Origin of the sequence: Anaerotruncus sp. AF02-27 (assembly GCF_003465835.1) — a bacterium.
GTDB lineage: Bacteria > Bacillota > Clostridia > Oscillospirales > Ruminococcaceae > Anaerotruncus > Anaerotruncus rubiinfantis.
The window spans coordinates 46,071-61,764 of record NZ_QSBX01000009.1; the positions used below are offsets into that span (position 1 = coordinate 46,071).

Below are 15,694 nucleotides of genomic sequence, written 5' to 3' on the forward strand. Positions count from 1 at the left end.
CTCCACAACCGGCGGGTTTCTTTTTGCTGCAATTTATTCGGCATGCACCGCACTTTTTTCCGGCAGGTTCCAGACGAATTTATAGCCGACACTGCGCACAGTGACAATATGCCGTCCAGCCCAACCCAGTTTGCTGCGCAGAGCTTTCACATGGCTGTCCACCGTGCGTTCCTCCCCTGCGTAATTCCATCCCCACGCATGATTGAGAATTTGGACGCGGGAAAGCGCAAGATTCGGATTCTTTGCAAAGTAGTAGAGCAGCTCGAATTCCTTTGGCGTAAGATCAAGCTGTACACCGTCCAATTCCACCACATGCTCCGCCAGACTGATTCGCAGCTCATCAAAAATCAGCTCCGGCGCGGGCAGCGCATCCGCCCGGCGCAAAAGAGACTTTGCATGCGCAATGATAATCTGGTCACTCACCGGGCGGCGCAGACAATCGTCCGCGCCGTTGTCGAGAATTTCCAGTTCGGTACGGTCGTCGGTCGCGTCGGTGATGACAAGGATCGGCGCATCGGTGAGTTCCCGCATCCGTTTGAATTGTTCAGCACGGTCTCCGCGATATCCTGCCGCGTCCAGGATGATGAGCGACACTTTCTGTCCCTCCAGGTAATGATGAACCTGTGAGGCTGTCGAGGCATTCAACACCTGCCATCCTTCATCATAAATCCGTTGAATGAGCCGCACACGGTGCTGCCGGGCGGTTTCCGCATTTCTGACATTCGTTTCGTTCTGGGCAAATAGTACCATTGGAACCATCCGTGTTTTCCTCCCTGTTGTCAGCCGGGCCGGATCGAAGCCCGTTCATAAAAAATGTCCGGATTCTCAACCGTTTCCACATGAATCCATAACACAATTTGCATATGCACACATTATAATATAAATAACATTTAGGGGTCGGCATTGCCGATGGGCTTAAATGCTCATGAGCCTCGGATTCCTCATCCGGGCACATGCCTCCTGTAAATCAGTTTAAAAGCAAAAACTCTCCAACAAAAAAACCGCTGTGGCGGTTTTTTTGTTTTCCGCCCCAATTCGGCACTCTATGGCATTATTATACAATTTCCGTTTAAATCCAATGTTAATTCCCACGTGGCAAATGTAAATTTTCTGCCGATAAATCGAAACGAGCCCCCCAGATGGGAGGCTCGTTTTCAGTCAGTCAAAATATGCGGCCGTGTTGCCGGCTACTTTTTTCAGCAGCTCATAGAAAACAGCCTGCTCGATCCCGGTGAGGCCCGAAGTCATCTGGGCCACCCATCGTTCCCCCACCTGCTCGAGAAAAGGATAAATTTTATACGCCTTGCCGGTTGGACAGATGTCAAAAGACCGGCAGTCATCCGCGTTGACCCTGCGGGTGATATAACCTTGCGCTTCCAGGCGCGAAAGCATCTTGGCAACGGTGCTTTTGTCCATATCAAGCAGCTCGCCCAAACGGCTCTGCGGCAGGCCTTGAGTCTCGCAGACAATCATGATGAATGGCGCCTGCCCGCCGGTGATTCCGACCGAAGCGAACTGTTCATTGAGATACATCTGGGTTTTACGCTGCACCACCGAAATCAGCTTCAGCAGATCCTGTTCCGGGAATTCCAACATCCTGTCCACCTCCGGTTCTAACAGTTTCAATTGCAACTTTTATATTACCTTGTGCAATTTGCATTGTCAATGAATTTCTTCAAATTTTTGGCTTGACAAATAAATTTTAATTCCATAGAATAGTAAATGTGCTGAATTGACGCGATAAAAAATGCTCCAACTTCCGCTGATTTGGTTGCATTTCCAACATTTATTAGGGAGGAATACATATGAACGAAAACACTGCCCAACCTGCGGAGAATAAAATGGGCGTTATGCCGGTGGGAAAACTGCTCATTTCCATGTCCCTGCCGATGGTCATTTCCATGCTGGTACAGGCGCTTTACAACATCGTGGACAGCATGTTCGTGGCACAGCTGAGCGAAAACGCGCTCACCGCCGTGTCGCTCGCGTTTCCCGCGCAAAGCCTGATGATTGCTGTTGGCACCGGTACCGGTGTCGGCATCAATGCGCTGCTCTCAAAAAGCCTGGGGGAAAAGAACTTCCATCTTGCCAATAAAACCGCTGTCAACGGCATTTTCCTGGCCGGGCTCAGTTTCATCGTTTTTGCGTTTCTGGGGATCTTCTGCACCCGTACCTTCTTTCTGATGCAGACCGATATTCTTGAGATCGTGGTCGAAGGCACCAGCTATCTCACCATCTGCTGTGTCTGCTCATTCGGGATATTTGGTCAAATCGTTTTTGAAAAGCTGCTTCAGTCGACCGGTCGGACTTTCTATACGATGATTACCCAGGGAACCGGCGCCATCATCAATATTATCCTTGATCCAATTATGATCTTCGGGCTTTTGGGATTTCCAAAGCTTGGCGTGGCCGGCGCGGCGGTCGCCACTGTGACCGGTCAGATCGTCGCTTTCATCCTCGCAGTCTATTTTAACTGCAAAAAGAACGAGGAGCTCGACCTGCGGGCAAAAAATTTCCGTCCAGACAGCGCTGTCATCGGAAAAATTTACGCAGTTGGCGTGCCTTCGATCATCATGGCCTCCATCGGTTCTGTGATGACCTTCGGAATGAACAAAATCCTCATCGCGTTCACTTCGACCGCCACGGCAGTGTTCGGAGTCTATTTCAAACTTCAGAGCTTTATCTTCATGCCGATTTTCGGGCTCAATAACGGTATGGTTCCGATCCTTTCCTATAATTTCGGCGCGCGCAAACCTGACCGGATGGCCAAAACCTTCCTGTTAAGCGCCTGCTATGCGGTTGGGATCATGTTTTTGGGGGTGGCTGCCTTTTGGTTCTTCACGCCGCAGCTTCTTTCGATCTTCAACGCCTCCGAAACAATGATCGCCATTGGCGTGCCTGCTTTGCGGATCATCAGCCTGAGCTTCGTCTTCGCGGGCTTCTGTATCTGTTCGCTGTCGGTTTGTCAGGCGCTTGGGCATGGCTTTTTGAGCCTTTCAGTCTCGGTTGTGCGCCAGCTGATCATCCTGCTGCCCTCCGCATGGCTGCTCGCCAAGTTCGGCGGGCTGGAGGCGGTGTGGTGGTCGTTCCCACTCGCTGAAATCTTCTCGGTCGCGCTCTGCGCCGTTTATATGGCCTACCTCTACAAAAAGGAGATCAAACCCCTGCGCGAACTGTCCGAACAAAGCGAATAAGGGCTCTTTCCCCCGCCGCGATCCCGGCGGGGGATTTTTTGTGTCCAAAATCAATAAAGCGCGGGAAAAGCCGTCTTTTCAAGGGGATTGTCTATCACCAAAAGATCCCGGAGCTAATATGATAGTACAAAACCTGAAAGGAGATGGAGAATCTTGAACGCTTCATCTGATAACATGGACGATTATTCCATGTGGAGCCGGTCGTCCGTCCCGGGCAGCATGCTTCCGAACCCCGGCGAAGGCGGGCCTGTTGCAGCTCCAGGCGGCGGCATCCCTGGAAGCCTGCTGCCAAATCCCGGCGAGGGTGGGCCTGTTTTCCCCGGCGGCGCAAATACGCCGGGCAACATGCTTCCGAATCCCGGCGAGGGCGGGCCTGTTTTCCCCGGCGGCGAAAACGTCCCGGTCATCCCCCTGCCAAACCCCGGCGAGGGTGGACCGGTCGCACCAGGGGATACCTTCCCCGTATTTCCGCAGCCCAATCCCCCGTGCTTTTTCTGTAACACCGGCAAACGCAACGGACAGGTGCGGTTCCTGAACGCGGCCTATGGATACCGGCCGTTCCGAGTCTACATCAACAACCGTTACATCGCGGGCGGGCTTGGCTTTGCGTCGCTCACTCCGTACGGCAGGGTGGCCAGCGGCTTCCAGACCATCACCGTAACCGGCTCAAACGGATATGTCTATCTGCAGAAATCCATGCCTTTCCGCTCGGACGACGCCAGCACCATTGCCATCATCAACTCGGCCAGCGGGCTGGATTTGATGCAGATTTCCGACTCGCCCTGCCTCAAACTGCCCGGCATGTCCTGTTTCCGGGTCTGCAATCTCGCGTACAGCTCGAATCCGCTTGACATACTCCTCGCGGATGGCCGCGTGGTCTATTCCGACGTGCGCTTCAAGGAAGTGACCTCTTTCAAACGGGTACGCCGCGGGTCTTATGAGTTCTACATCACCGAAACCAGCCTGCGCCCGACTCCGCGTTTCGAGGATATCGAAACGCTTTCCTCCAACATAGCGACCCTTGAAATGCCGGAAGTGCTCGTCTCCTTCTATGTGGACGTACGGCCAAACGCGATGTATACCGTCTACATCCTCAGCCGGGACAGCTCTCCCGAAGCGCTTCAGACAATGGTCGTCGAGGACCGCTGACCCGCCCTCTCCAGTTGCCTGTACATCAGGCGCCCGGCCCACCGGCCGGGCGCTTTTTCGTTCCTGGATCCGCCTTCCGGCCTTACAGCGCGCGGCGTTCCACCAACTTTGTCCACACCTGCCTGCCCAGCGTTTGGTCAGCGCGGAAAAGGTAGCCGATGACACAGCTTTGCATTTCAGGTGAAGCCTGCCGCAAATCGGCGGCCAGGTTTTCGGCCAACTGTTCCCACCGCGTTCCAGGCGCTTTTTCCTCCTCCCGCACACAGGGTGGCTCCGGGACAGACTCCTTCGGAACGGCCTCACAGACGGCAGCTTCCTGCACCGCATTCCCCATCCGAAAAGCCTCTGTCACCGGTTCCGTCTCGGGGATGGGTTCCGTCTCGGGGATGGGTTCCGTCTCGGGGATGGGTTCCGTCTCGGGGATAGGTTCCGTCTCGACGATGGGTTCCGCCTCGGGGATAGGTTCCGTCTCGAGGATGGGTTCCGTCTCGACGATGGGTTCCGCCTCCGCGGGCGGTTCTTTTGTCGCGGGCCGTGCCCGGCGCTGCATCTGCAAAAGCATCTGGTTGTATCTGTGCACCTGTTCTTCATAAGTTTCCTGTGTAAACATGAATTTCCCAGCTCCTTTTTCACAGTTATTTCGCACTTTCCACTTTCATTCTATGATTTTTAACCCGTGAATGTGCTATTTCGGCACAGAAACACGCATAGCAGCGCGTTTGCTCCATATAATACCTGCGAAAAGAGGTGTTCCTTTCATGCAGATCTATGATTTCACCGTCCAGTCGATCGATGGGAGACCAGTCCCGCTTGCGGAATTTTGCGGTAAGGTGCTGCTGATTGTCAATACGGCCAGCAAATGCGGCTTCACACCCCAGTACGCGGAGCTCGAGATGCTTTACACAAAATGGAAGGGCAAGGGGTTTGAGGTGCTGGGTTTCCCATGTAACCAGTTCCTGGACCAGGAGCCGGACAGCAACGAAAGTATCCAGGCCTTCTGTCAGAAAAACTATGGCGTGACCTTCCCGATGTTCGCCAAAATTGATGTGAATGGCCCGAATGCCAGCCCGCTCTACGACTACCTACGTGCGCAAGAGCCCTTCGGAGGCTTTGATCTTTCCCACCCGATCGGAAAAAAGCTGGATGAAATCCTTTCCGAAGGCGGAAAAAACTACCAAACCGGCAACGATATCAAATGGAATTTTACCAAATTCCTGGTGGATCAGACCGGCCGGGTAGTGAAGCGTTACGAGCCCACCGCCGACCTGTCGGTGATCGACCATGAGATTGCCCGTCTGTTAAATTAAGACAAAAAAACACCCCGCGGCCGGCGCGCAAGCCGGATGCGGGGTGTTTTTCATCATTCAAACAGGCTCAGCTGCTTGCCGCCGGATGGATTTTTCACCGGCGACGCCTTGCCTTTTTGCAGGCATCCCTGCGGAATCTCCGTGAAAAACGGCGACGGCTCGCCAGGCATAAGCAAGGTTAATTCGTCCTGGGCGCGGGTCATACCAACATAGAAGAGCCTACGTTCCTCCTCCAGATCGACGCTGCGGCCAGGGGCGTCGAGCGGGAGCACCCCTTTTTTCACGCCGCAGAGGAATACAACCGGGAACTCAAGCCCCTTCGCGCCGTGCAGCGTCAGAAGCGAAACCGCGTCGGAGAGGTAGCTTTTGCCGCCGCTGCGGATGAGATCACCCTCCCCGCCAAACGCAAGGTTCTGCAAAAACGAAGCCATGCCGTCATGACAGACCGCTATGCCGAGCAGCTTCTCCATTGCCGGGGAGCCAGAGAGTTCCCGCTCCGAAATCCAGCGTTCGAGCAGCTTCTGTGGTTTTTCCCGTTCCATAAGCGGCTGAAAAATTTCCGCAAGCGCCTTGAATTTTTCCGGCTGCTGTTTTGCCGCAAGCCGGTGAAGGGGCGCTGTACCCGGATCGGACAGCGCGCGGAAAAACTGGACGGCTTCCCGCACGTCCGGGTCAGTAAGCAGCTTGTCCCGGCCGGTCACAGTATAGGGGATGCCTTCGATGCGCAGGCATTTTTCCAGCACTTCCGCCTGCCTGTGGGTACGGTAGAGCACCGCGATGTCCGAAAATCCCCGTGCGCAGCCGGCTTCCCGACGCTCCTGCGCGTCGAGCATATCGATACCGCCGACCAGGCGGTTGATTTCTTTGGCGATGAAGATCGCTTCGGAATATTCGTCAGCGGCAAAAAGCGCCCGCACAGGCGCGCCGGATGAGCGAAACGCCTCAAGCGAACGCGCTTCGCCGCCGTTATGCGCGATAAGCGGCAGAGCGCAACCGATCACTTCCGGCGTCGAACGGTAGTTACGCAGGAGGCGGATCTGCCGGAGATGCGGCAAATCCTGCGCAAGCCGGGCAAAACAGCGCGCGTCCGAACCTCGAAAGCCATAGATCGACTGGTCCGGATCTCCAATCACAAAGAGGCTTTCGCCCGCCCGGCTCCATGCCTGTACCAAACGGTACTGCAAATCGTTGATATCCTGAAACTCGTCCACCAGCAGGTGGGTAAAACCGCGCAGGGCGGATTCTTTCCGATTTTGCGGTTCAAAGCGTTCGAGCGTTTCCAACAGCAGGTCATCAAAATCGCGCGCGCCGTAAGCCGCGAGTTTTTCGCAGTAGCGAAGATAGGCCTCCTGCGGGAGCTTTTCCTCCGCTTCATCGGGCGGCGCGCCGTTTTTGCGGCGCGAAACCTCCTGGAGCAGTTTTTTTGCCGAGATCCGAAGCCCGCATTCCCGCACCGTTTCCTCCGCGACAAACAGCGCTTCGGATTCGTCCGCCAGCATCACCACATCGTCTAAAAGCCGCATACAGACCGCGTGGAAGGTTCCGATCCGCATGGCGCGCGCGGCGCGTTTTCCAATCTGTTTTTCCAGCCGTTCGCGCATCTCGCCGGCTGCCTTATTGGTAAAGGTCACAGCGGTGATCTCGGCGGGTTTCACACCGCGCTCCTGCACCAGATATGCAATGCGCGCGACCAGTGTTTTGGTTTTTCCGGTGCCTGGCCCGGCCACGACCGCCACCGCCGCTTCTTCGGCGGTGACCGCAGCTTTTTGCTCATCATTGAGCCCCGCCAGCGGGCCCCTCTCCTCCGTTTGCAGCCCTTCCCGCGTCCCGGCCGGAGCCGGGCTGGATTTTGCCGCACGCCGCGCAGGGGCCTTTCGGGCCGGTTTTTCATCCGGCGAGGCGCCAAACAGGCTTATCTGACCGGAAATCCGGTCGATCTCTTCGGCGGTGAGCAGCTGGATCTTCCCATATTCACCGTCAAAGCCGGGGACGCGTTCCACTTCGCCGGCCCGCATCCGGCGCACACCCTCGGCGATGAGCGGCCCGGCTTCCCGGACGATCTCATCAAGCGGCGCCTCCCGCAGAATGTAAAACTCCGGGCCGAGCTTTCCAAGAAGCTCCAGATACCGCGCCTGCACCCGCACGCCGGCCGGTGACATGCCGAGCGACGAACCGATCACCTCCGGCAGCGGCACCAAACTTTCAAACGGTTTTCGTCCCTGCGGCAGGAATCCTTCCGGCCGGTCGGCAAGCTGCTGCACCCGGTGCCACACACCCGTCGTGAGCTTTTTGCCGCAGACCGGGCAGCGACCCTCCAGCTCCTCTGCTTCGGAGGGAGAAAGGCAAATTCCGCAGTTTCGATGGCCGTCGCAGTGGTACTTTCCCTCCTCCGGAAAGAATTCGATCGTGCCCGCAAAACCGCCGTTCCCGGCGATCGCCCCCGCCAAAGCGGGATAGGAAAGCTCCGTATCCAAAAGGTTCGCCTCCCGGCCAAGTTTGGCCGGGGAGTGTGCGTCCGAATTTGAAACGAGTGTAAACCGGTCAAGCGCCGAAAGCCGCCAGTTCATCGGCGGGTCGGAGGAAAGCCCGGTTTCAACCGCATGGATGTGCGGCGTAAGATCCTCGAAACACTCCTCGATCGTATCGAATCCCGAAAACGCTCCAAAAAGCGAAAAATGCGGCGTCCAGATATGCGCGGGAATAAAAACCGCATCCGGACAGCATTCGAGCGTGATCTCCAGAAGATCGCGGCTGTCAAGCCCCAGGATCGGCCTTCCGTCCGAGTGGACATTGCCGATCGCCTCGAGCTTTTTTGCAAGCTCCTGCGCCGATTCCAGGCTCGGCAGCAGGATTACATTGTGCACCTTGCGCACCCGGCCGTTCTTTTTATAGATCGAGCTGATCTCCCCGGAAAGGACAAACCGCGGGCTTTTTTCCCCGCCCGCCAACTGGTCCGGCAGGCGGAAATTTGCTTTCAGGCGGTAAAGCCCGTCTTCAGCGGGTTCGAGTTTCTCCCGAAGTTCTTCCCGCCAGGCTGGGTGGGTGAAATCGCCGGTGCCGATGAGGTCGATCCCCTTGCGGCGCGCCCACAGATCGAGATATTCCGGAACGCATTCCCGACTGGTCGCGCGCGAATATTTTGAATGAATATGCAGATCAGCAATATACATGCCCGTTCCCCCGGTTTTCGTAGGATACCTTCATTTTAGACTTTTTGCGGTAGGGTTGCAAGCCTTGTAATCCTCCAAAACGCGCGAAATCGAGCTCGGTGGAAGAATAAAAGCCGGGAACCCGCCGTCAAGCGGCGGGTTCCCGGCTTTTATTTTCTTTCGGGATATGCAGGGGAAGCCCGGAACCGTTCACGCCCACGCCGACGACATATTCGTCCACGCGTTCGTCAAACAGGATCTCCGGCGTATAACGTTTCGCGCTGCCATTCTGGTCATAGGCGATGATGCAGTGGACATCCGGGGAATCATATGCCCAAATCTGATACACATAGGGCGGCGCGACAAGCATCAACGTATCGCCGTCGAGCAGCACCGCCCGCGCAAACCGCGTAAGCCGTTCGCCGTTCACGATCCCGCCGTCCACATAACCGGCCCAATCCTGCCCGGCAAGAAACTGCGGGAAGCCCGGCCCGATCTGTGAAAGCGCGTTAGCGGCCTTTCGCGCGGCGGTGGGATTTGCAAGGCCGGCGCCACCGCCACCGGTGCCCATGCTCTTGATGCGGTAACGGTCAAGGTCTTCGCGTACCGCGCGCACTTCGAGATAACAATCGGTCCAGACGCCGGGCGACGGATTTTCGCCGTTCGCACTCATGAACCGATCCGGCTGCGCCGACGTGATATCGTAAGAAATTCCCACACAGAACTCGTCTCGGTCGCCCGCTACGAGCCGCGCCTCCCGAATGGTAAATTCCAGAATGCGGGAAGCGTCCACGATATCCGGGTTCATGTAGCATTGCTGGTAATTCTCAAAGAGCTGCCGTCCGATCTCCACCGGGTCTTGTGCCCCAGTCGTAAAGGTCAGCGACCTTTCCGCAAATACACGGTTCTGTGTCTGCATGAAATCCACAAGCGCCTGCATCGTTTCGCCGCCGTCCGCGGGGAGATAGCACCGCTCGTGGCCGCCGGTCAGAATCGGATCGAACAGGCTGAGGCAATAGTTTCCATCCGGAGCGGCATAGAGCCGCAACTTCGCGCCGTTCTGATACCCCTCGATGGCAACGCTCGCGAGCTGATCAAACAGCCGGAAATCCTCATCCGGGTAAGCCGCGTCCATCCGAACGCTTGCGAGCAGCTCTTGCGCCCGCGCAATGTCGTTTCGATAGACCAGGTCGCCAATCGTGTATTCCGCCCGGTCGGCCGGTTCGAGATAGAAGCGCGGGACGGTCCTCTGCTCGGACGCGATCTGCTGCAAAAAAGCATTCGCCTCATCGGGCGAAAACGGCGGCGCGACCGGATTTTCGCGCATAGACGCCTCCAGCCCGGACAGGAAATCCGCGCACCAGCTGTCATCCAGCGGGAAGGTGTAAACCATATCCGCGTCTTCATATCCGATCACGCCGACCGCGTTTTTGCCGGCGTAAAAATGAAGCGCAGTGTGGGAATAGCCTGCAAACTGGTAGAGATAGCATTCGAGCTCTCGGTATTCCGGCTCGCCGTCCGAGAAAGCTTCGGTCAGCGGCTGCACACGTTCCGGACGCGCGGCCGCGATCCCATCCATCACATAGTGGCAGACGGACGATTCCACCGTGACTGGGAAACTGTAATCCGCCGCCTCTGAGCCGTTATGCAACCCCACCGTCTCGACGCCCCAAATGTCCGGCAGGCGAAGGCCGCCTTCCAGCGCCCGCTCACCGCTCATCAGCTCATCAAGCGGCCGCATCACCCAGGAGCTTGCCGCGTCTTCCTTATATTCCACCGTCACCCGCACGCCCGCCACCGGGCTTGGGATTTCGGTTTCCAGCGGTTTTTTCGCCATAACGTATTTTTCATATTCCTCGAACCGCTCCTCTGGGATCAGGTTGACATAGCCGGACGCAAGCGCGCCCACATCGTCCCGGACGGAAAGGTCCGCTTCGGTCTCAACGAGGTAACAGACCATATAGCGGTAGCTGCCGCCCATATTTTCTACGCCCTCCAGATTGCGCCATCCGGTCACCACCTGGCCCTGGAAGCCGTTCTCCGCGAGATATCGTTCGACGATCGGCACCACCTGTCCAGCCAGCGCGGCAAAGGGATCGTCTTTTTTATCTTCCGCCGTTTCGGTGTAGTATTGCTGGATCAGCGCGTCATCATCCGAATAGATCACATCCGGATCATATCCGTGCCCACCTGGACCCGGGAATTCGGAAAGGGCATACTGTTCGACCAGCTTTTCGAACTCCGTCTTCGGGATCTCACAGAACTTCACAAAGTTCACGATGTTCACATCCGCGCCGGAAATATTGTGTTCCGGGCCGCCGGAATATTCCCGCAGAAAGGCGTCTATTTTGTCCTGTCCGACGTACTGAATGAGCCGGTTGTCGATTACATGATAGGCGCCGGTGTGTACCGGGCATCCATCGCTGCCAAACCGCGGGAACTCGGTCATTCGCACGCCGTCGGTGATCGCTGTGATCCGCTCGTCGTCCCAGCCTCGCCGCAGAAGATCGCCGATCTGTTCATCCGAAAGGCAACGCTTATAGGCCTGCCAGCGGAACGCTTCGGCCTCTGCTTCGGTTTTGGCCCAGACCCGGCCGTCCGGGAAAAAACGGATTGTCCAACCATCCATAACCGGCCCGCCCGCCTCCTTGACCAGCCCCGCGTCGAGAGATCCCTCGATAAGGCCGTCCGCCTCGAGCGGCTCGATATAGGTTTTGCCCAGTTCCCAGACGTAGTTCTCGCTCTCCGTGTCAAGGGCGTGCCAGCTCATCTCGCTGTCCGCGCCCATCCGGATGCTTCCGCTCACATGCAGATAGAGTTTATGTCCCGCCGGAAGCTTTTCCGGGACGGTGAAGCGCAGCTCGCCCGCCGCCGGGTCATAGGCAACCGAGCCGGCAAAGGCCTGCATCGTCCCGGCGGAGTCCGGCCCGCCGAATGCCACGCAGCCGCCGATCACCGCGGCGGCCGCAGCCATCAGCGCGAAAGCGATGAGACCGCGTTTTTTGCCGCGCATGTCAAGGATTCCCTGCAACCGCTGCCGCACGGTTTTCCTGCCGCCATAAAAATAGGTGGAAAATGCGGTGCGGCGGACATTCCCGGCATGGATCGCCGCAAGGATCGTCTCCCCGTAGCGGCGGCGGTATTCCAGCGGGCAGCCCTTTACCACTTCGCTGTCACAGGAGATCTCCACATCCCGGTTCGCGGCCCGCGCCATCAGCCAAACGAGCGGATTGAACCAGTGGACGGCGCAGGCGAACATCAAAAGCAGCTTATACCAGATGTCCCGCCGCTTAAAATGCACCAGCTCGTGCCGGAGCATCAGTTCGAGATCCTCCTTGGGATAATCGATCTCCGGCAGAAGCAGCATCGGCGCAAAAAAACCGGTCATCATCGGGCTTTCGAGTTTTTTGCAGCAAAGCGCCTGGATATCCGCAGAAACGCCCATCCCACCGCATACCCGCGCAAAGCAATCCTGCACCGAGCCGTCCACGGGGCGGCTCCAGCGCCGCACCTGCCGCTTAAAGAGCGCATAGCCGGTGAACTGCCAGATGAGGCAGGCTCCCGTGCCCGCCAACCACGCGGCCGCCAGAACGGCCGCTGGTTCTGCCTGCCTGGCCTTTGGCTGGCCGGCAGCGGCCCGCGCCGGTTCCGGCACGGGCGAAGCAGGCGCGGCCTCTGTGGGAGCGGTAAACGTTGGCGGCGTCTGCCGGGCGGCCGGCGCCAAAACTGCTGGAGCAACCGGAATCGTCACCGGTGGTTCGGGAAGCGTGAAATTCCATGGGATGAGCAGCCGCACCGCCAGCAGCAGCCATGCCCAATACCGCCATTTCGCGGGATAGCGGCGGCCGAGCAGCGGCGAAAGAACCAGCAGCAGCCCAATGAGCGCCGATGTCGTCAGGGATACCAATAGGAGCGTTTCAAAAAGGTTCTTCACCATTTGGGGTCCTCCTTCGTGGCGTCGTCGATAAAGCTGCGCAGCTCAGCCAGATCTTCTTCGGTGATTGCCCGGCCGTTATAGAGGGACGATACAAACGTTTTGAGCGAGTTGCCGCACAGCCGTTCCAGGAAAGATTTGCTCTCTTTCTGCAAGTACTCCTCCTCCCGCACCAGAGCGGTATAGAGGTTGCTGCGGCCCTGCTTTTTGCAGGAAAGAAATCCCCGCTCGCACAGCCGGGAGAGAAAGCCCAGCGTTGTGGGCAGCACCCAGGTCTGTCTTCCTTTGAGCTGCTCCTGAATATAGGACGAGGAAACCGGCTTTCCCGCTTTCCAAATGATCATCATAACCTCCAGCTCCGCGTCCGGGAGTTTTTTTAATGTTTCACTCATTTTGTATCCCTCATTTATTAGTCAATTGTCTAAATTTAATTTTATTTTACACTTGTCTAATAAAATTGTCAATCGCTTCCCCGCACTTTCCCAATAAAAAACGGCGGCATTTCCGCCACCGTTTTTTCCTGTTTTGGTTATGGCTGCCTGCCAAGATAGGCAAGGATTCCGCCGTCCACATAAAGGATCTGCCCATTGACAAAATTTGAAGCCTCCGACGCGAGGAACACCGCCGGCCCGGTCAGGTCATCCACCGTGCCCCAGCGTTCGGCCGGCGTCTTCGCAATGATGAACGCGTCGAACGGATGGCGGCTGCCGTCCGGCTGCCGCTCGCGCAGCGGCGCGGTCTGGGTGGTTGCAATATATCCGGGGCCCAGGCCGTTGCACTGGATGTTCCGGTTCCCGTATTCCGCGCAGATGTTGCGGGTCAGCATTTTAAGGCCGCCCTTCGCCGCCGCGTAGGCCGAAACCGTTTCGCGTCCAAGCTCGCTCATCATCGAGCAGATGTTGATGATTTTTCCGTGCCCCTTTTTGATCATGCCGGGGATCACCGCCTTCGAGACGATAAACGGCGCGTTCAGGTCGAGGTCGACCACCTTGCGGAATTCCGACGCGTCCATTTCGCACATTGGCACCCGCCGGATCATCCCGGCGTTGTTCACGAGGATATCGACCGGCCCGAGATCCGTCCCGATCCGCGTGACCATCTCCCGCACTGCCGCTTCATCGGTCACATCACAGAGATAGCCCTTCGCGTCAATCCCGCGCGCATGCAGCTTACCGAGCGATTCTTCCATGTGCGCCGCGTTGTGCCCATTGAGTGCGACCCGCGCGCCCGCTTCGGCAAACGCCTGCGCAATCGCAAAGCCGATTCCGGTCGCGCCGCCAGTGACCAGCGCGACTTTTCCATCCAACCGGAAACTGTTCCTGTTCATCTGTCCACCCCCGTTCAGCGCACCGCGTTCGGCGCCAGCACGTCCATGTCGTCAAATTCCTTATTTTCGCCCGCCATCGCCCAGATGAACGCGTAGTTGCAGGTGCCGCAGCCCGCGTGGATCGACCAGGAAGGGCTGATGATCGCCTGTTCGTTGCACATCACGACATGGCGGGTTTCACCCGGTTCGCCCATCAGATGAAAGACCACATTGTCCTCCGGGATATCAAAGTACAGGTAAACCTCCATCCGGCGTTCGTGGGTGTGGGCGGGCATCGTGTTCCAGACGCTGCCCGGTTTGAGGATGGTGCAACCCATCGACAGCTGGCAGGTCTCGAGCACGTCCGGATGCACATACTGATTGATCGTGCGGGCGTTTGAGGTCTCCAGTGCGCCGAGGTCGCGGTGGATCGCCTTGTCGAACGGGATCGCCGTGGTCGGGCAGGGCTTGTGCGCGGGGGTGGAACAGCAATAAAACTTCGGTGGGTCGGCCGGATCGGCCGCGCGGAAGGAGACCTCCTTTGTCCGCATTGAGACATAGAGTCCCTCCAGCCGATTCAGGGCGTATTCCGTCCCATCCGTGATCACAATTCCCACGCCGCCGATGTTGTTGATCCCCAATTCCCGCCGTTCAAGGAAATAGTCCACCCCGAAGTTCGCCTGACAGTCAAGGTTCTGATCAAGCCGAAGCGTCCCTTTGACTGGCATAGCGCCCATCGTCACGATCCGGTCGACATGCGAATAGACCGCTGTCACGTCGTCCGGGACAAAGAGCCTTTCAATCAGGAATTCCCTGCGAATTTCCTCCGTATCATAACGTTTAAAATCTTTCTGGTTTGCAGAATAGCGGATATCCACTGCTATGCCCCCATTTTTCGCAAATTCGCGGCAGAGCCGCCTGCCCCTATTGTAAACCATCCGCGGCGGAAAGGCCAGCGGCCCTGCAAAAAAAGTGTCCCGCAGAGAAAAAAACCTCCATGCGGACGGGCCCTCAGGCCCGTCCGCATGGAGGTTTTTATTCAGTTCCAGCGTTTGCAGCGGGAGAGCAGACGCAGCGCCTCAAGCGTGTCCCGTTCCTCCGCCGCGAGCGTATCAATCCGGCGCAATAGATCGAGATATGCTTTTCCGCGCACCAGCCGGGTGCGGCGGCGCAGCTCTTCCCGGCGCTTCTGCAGCGCGGTGATTGTCTGCTGGTAACTCGCAATCAAGTCATTCAGCGGCAATAAAAAAGAGCCCCCTTTCCCTCCCGTTTTTCGGGAGGTCTGTTTGGCTCGTGGCTCTAAGGCTCCTGGCTCTCGGTGTTCACCTGAAAAAGTTCCTTACATTGTTTGCACATGTAGGTCAGATTGCGGATGACAGTATCCCTGCCAATTGGAAAAAGTTTTTTTTTGCATTTTGGGCAGATCACCCAACCCTTCTGAATCATTCCCGCTCCCCTCCTCTGCCGGCCGCAAGCGTGCGGTCATACTTTAGAATGTCCGTCTCCTTTGCAATGCAGTCGTCAAAGGGACAGCTCTCACATACCGGATGCAGCTGGCATCCGGTTCCCCCCAGGGGCAGCCGCGCTGAAGCATGTCCGGGCGTACCGCCCGCACAGGCCTCCCAAAGCGCCTCGATCAGATCTTTCGCCATTTT

At 57.3% G+C, this 15,694-nt stretch carries 14 protein-coding genes; 3 read left to right on the forward strand and 11 right to left on the reverse strand.

Going from position 1 to position 15,694, the window contains the following annotated elements; all coding sequences use genetic code 11:
* Positions 1 to 33: 33 nt before the first annotated feature.
* Positions 34 to 759, reverse strand: coding sequence for a response regulator transcription factor (locus tag DWV16_RS09040; protein WP_066457963.1), 726 nt, complete (start codon positions 757 to 759; stop codon positions 34 to 36).
* A 399-nt stretch (positions 760 to 1,158) separates the two neighbouring features.
* A complete protein-coding gene (locus DWV16_RS09045) occupies positions 1,159 to 1,596 on the reverse strand; it encodes a MarR family winged helix-turn-helix transcriptional regulator (protein WP_066457960.1) in 438 nt (145 codons plus the stop codon).
* A gap of 209 nt (positions 1,597 to 1,805) precedes the next feature.
* On the opposite strand from DWV16_RS09045, the gene DWV16_RS09050 reads away from it, so the two are divergent.
* Complete coding sequence (locus tag DWV16_RS09050) at positions 1,806 to 3,194, forward strand: MATE family efflux transporter (protein ID WP_118478857.1); 1,389 nt, start codon at positions 1,806 to 1,808, stop codon at positions 3,192 to 3,194.
* Positions 3,195 to 3,347: 153 nt separating this feature from the next.
* A complete protein-coding gene (locus tag DWV16_RS09055; RefSeq protein WP_158572837.1) occupies positions 3,348 to 4,343 on the forward strand; it encodes a DUF4397 domain-containing protein in 996 nt (331 codons plus the stop codon).
* 82 nt (positions 4,344 to 4,425) lie between these two features.
* Here the strand turns inward: DWV16_RS09055 and DWV16_RS19315 are convergent, their stop codons facing one another.
* Positions 4,426 to 4,953, reverse strand: coding sequence for a hypothetical protein (locus DWV16_RS19315; RefSeq protein WP_118478861.1), 528 nt, complete (start codon positions 4,951 to 4,953; stop codon positions 4,426 to 4,428).
* Between the two features lie 148 nt (positions 4,954 to 5,101).
* Between DWV16_RS19315 and DWV16_RS09065 the strand changes: the two genes are divergently transcribed.
* Entirely contained in the window at positions 5,102 to 5,650 is a 549-nt protein-coding gene (locus DWV16_RS09065) for a glutathione peroxidase (protein WP_066457949.1), read from the forward strand.
* 53 nt (positions 5,651 to 5,703) lie between these two features.
* Here the strand turns inward: DWV16_RS09065 and DWV16_RS09070 are convergent, their stop codons facing one another.
* The 8 genes from DWV16_RS09070 to DWV16_RS09100 all read right to left on the reverse strand — a co-directional run bounded on the left by DWV16_RS09070 (position 5,704) and on the right by DWV16_RS09100 (position 15,691).
* Positions 5,704 to 8,820, reverse strand: coding sequence for a UvrD-helicase domain-containing protein (locus DWV16_RS09070; protein ID WP_118478863.1), 3,117 nt, complete (start codon positions 8,818 to 8,820; stop codon positions 5,704 to 5,706).
* A 127-nt stretch (positions 8,821 to 8,947) separates the two neighbouring features.
* Positions 8,948 to 12,736 carry a M56 family metallopeptidase gene (locus DWV16_RS09075; RefSeq protein ID WP_118478865.1) on the reverse strand — a complete coding sequence of 1,263 codons (3,789 nt, stop codon included), beginning with the start codon at positions 12,734 to 12,736 and terminating at the stop codon, positions 8,948 to 8,950.
* Complete coding sequence (locus DWV16_RS09080; RefSeq protein ID WP_066457936.1) at positions 12,730 to 13,125, reverse strand: BlaI/MecI/CopY family transcriptional regulator; 396 nt, start codon at positions 13,123 to 13,125, stop codon at positions 12,730 to 12,732. The genes DWV16_RS09075 and DWV16_RS09080 overlap by 7 nt, the downstream gene beginning before the upstream one ends.
* A gap of 137 nt (positions 13,126 to 13,262) precedes the next feature.
* On the reverse strand, positions 13,263 to 14,060 hold the full coding sequence (locus tag DWV16_RS09085; protein WP_118478867.1) for a gluconate 5-dehydrogenase: 798 nt from the start codon (positions 14,058 to 14,060) through the stop codon (positions 13,263 to 13,265).
* Between the two features lie 14 nt (positions 14,061 to 14,074).
* Positions 14,075 to 14,917: a 5-dehydro-4-deoxy-D-glucuronate isomerase gene (gene kduI / locus DWV16_RS09090; RefSeq protein ID WP_118478869.1), complete on the reverse strand. Its 843-nt coding sequence runs from the start codon at positions 14,915 to 14,917 to the stop codon at positions 14,075 to 14,077.
* A gap of 161 nt (positions 14,918 to 15,078) precedes the next feature.
* The gene (locus DWV16_RS09095) at positions 15,079 to 15,282 is read right to left on the reverse strand and encodes a hypothetical protein (protein WP_066457926.1); all 204 of its coding nucleotides are present in this window, start codon (positions 15,280 to 15,282) and stop codon (positions 15,079 to 15,081) included.
* A 56-nt stretch (positions 15,283 to 15,338) separates the two neighbouring features.
* Complete coding sequence (locus tag DWV16_RS19040) at positions 15,339 to 15,485, reverse strand: hypothetical protein (protein WP_158572838.1); 147 nt, start codon at positions 15,483 to 15,485, stop codon at positions 15,339 to 15,341.
* On the reverse strand, positions 15,482 to 15,691 hold the full coding sequence (locus DWV16_RS09100; RefSeq protein ID WP_066457925.1) for a hypothetical protein: 210 nt from the start codon (positions 15,689 to 15,691) through the stop codon (positions 15,482 to 15,484). Before DWV16_RS09100 ends, DWV16_RS19040 begins: the two co-directional genes overlap by 4 nt.
* Between the last annotated feature and the right edge of the window lie 3 nt (positions 15,692 to 15,694).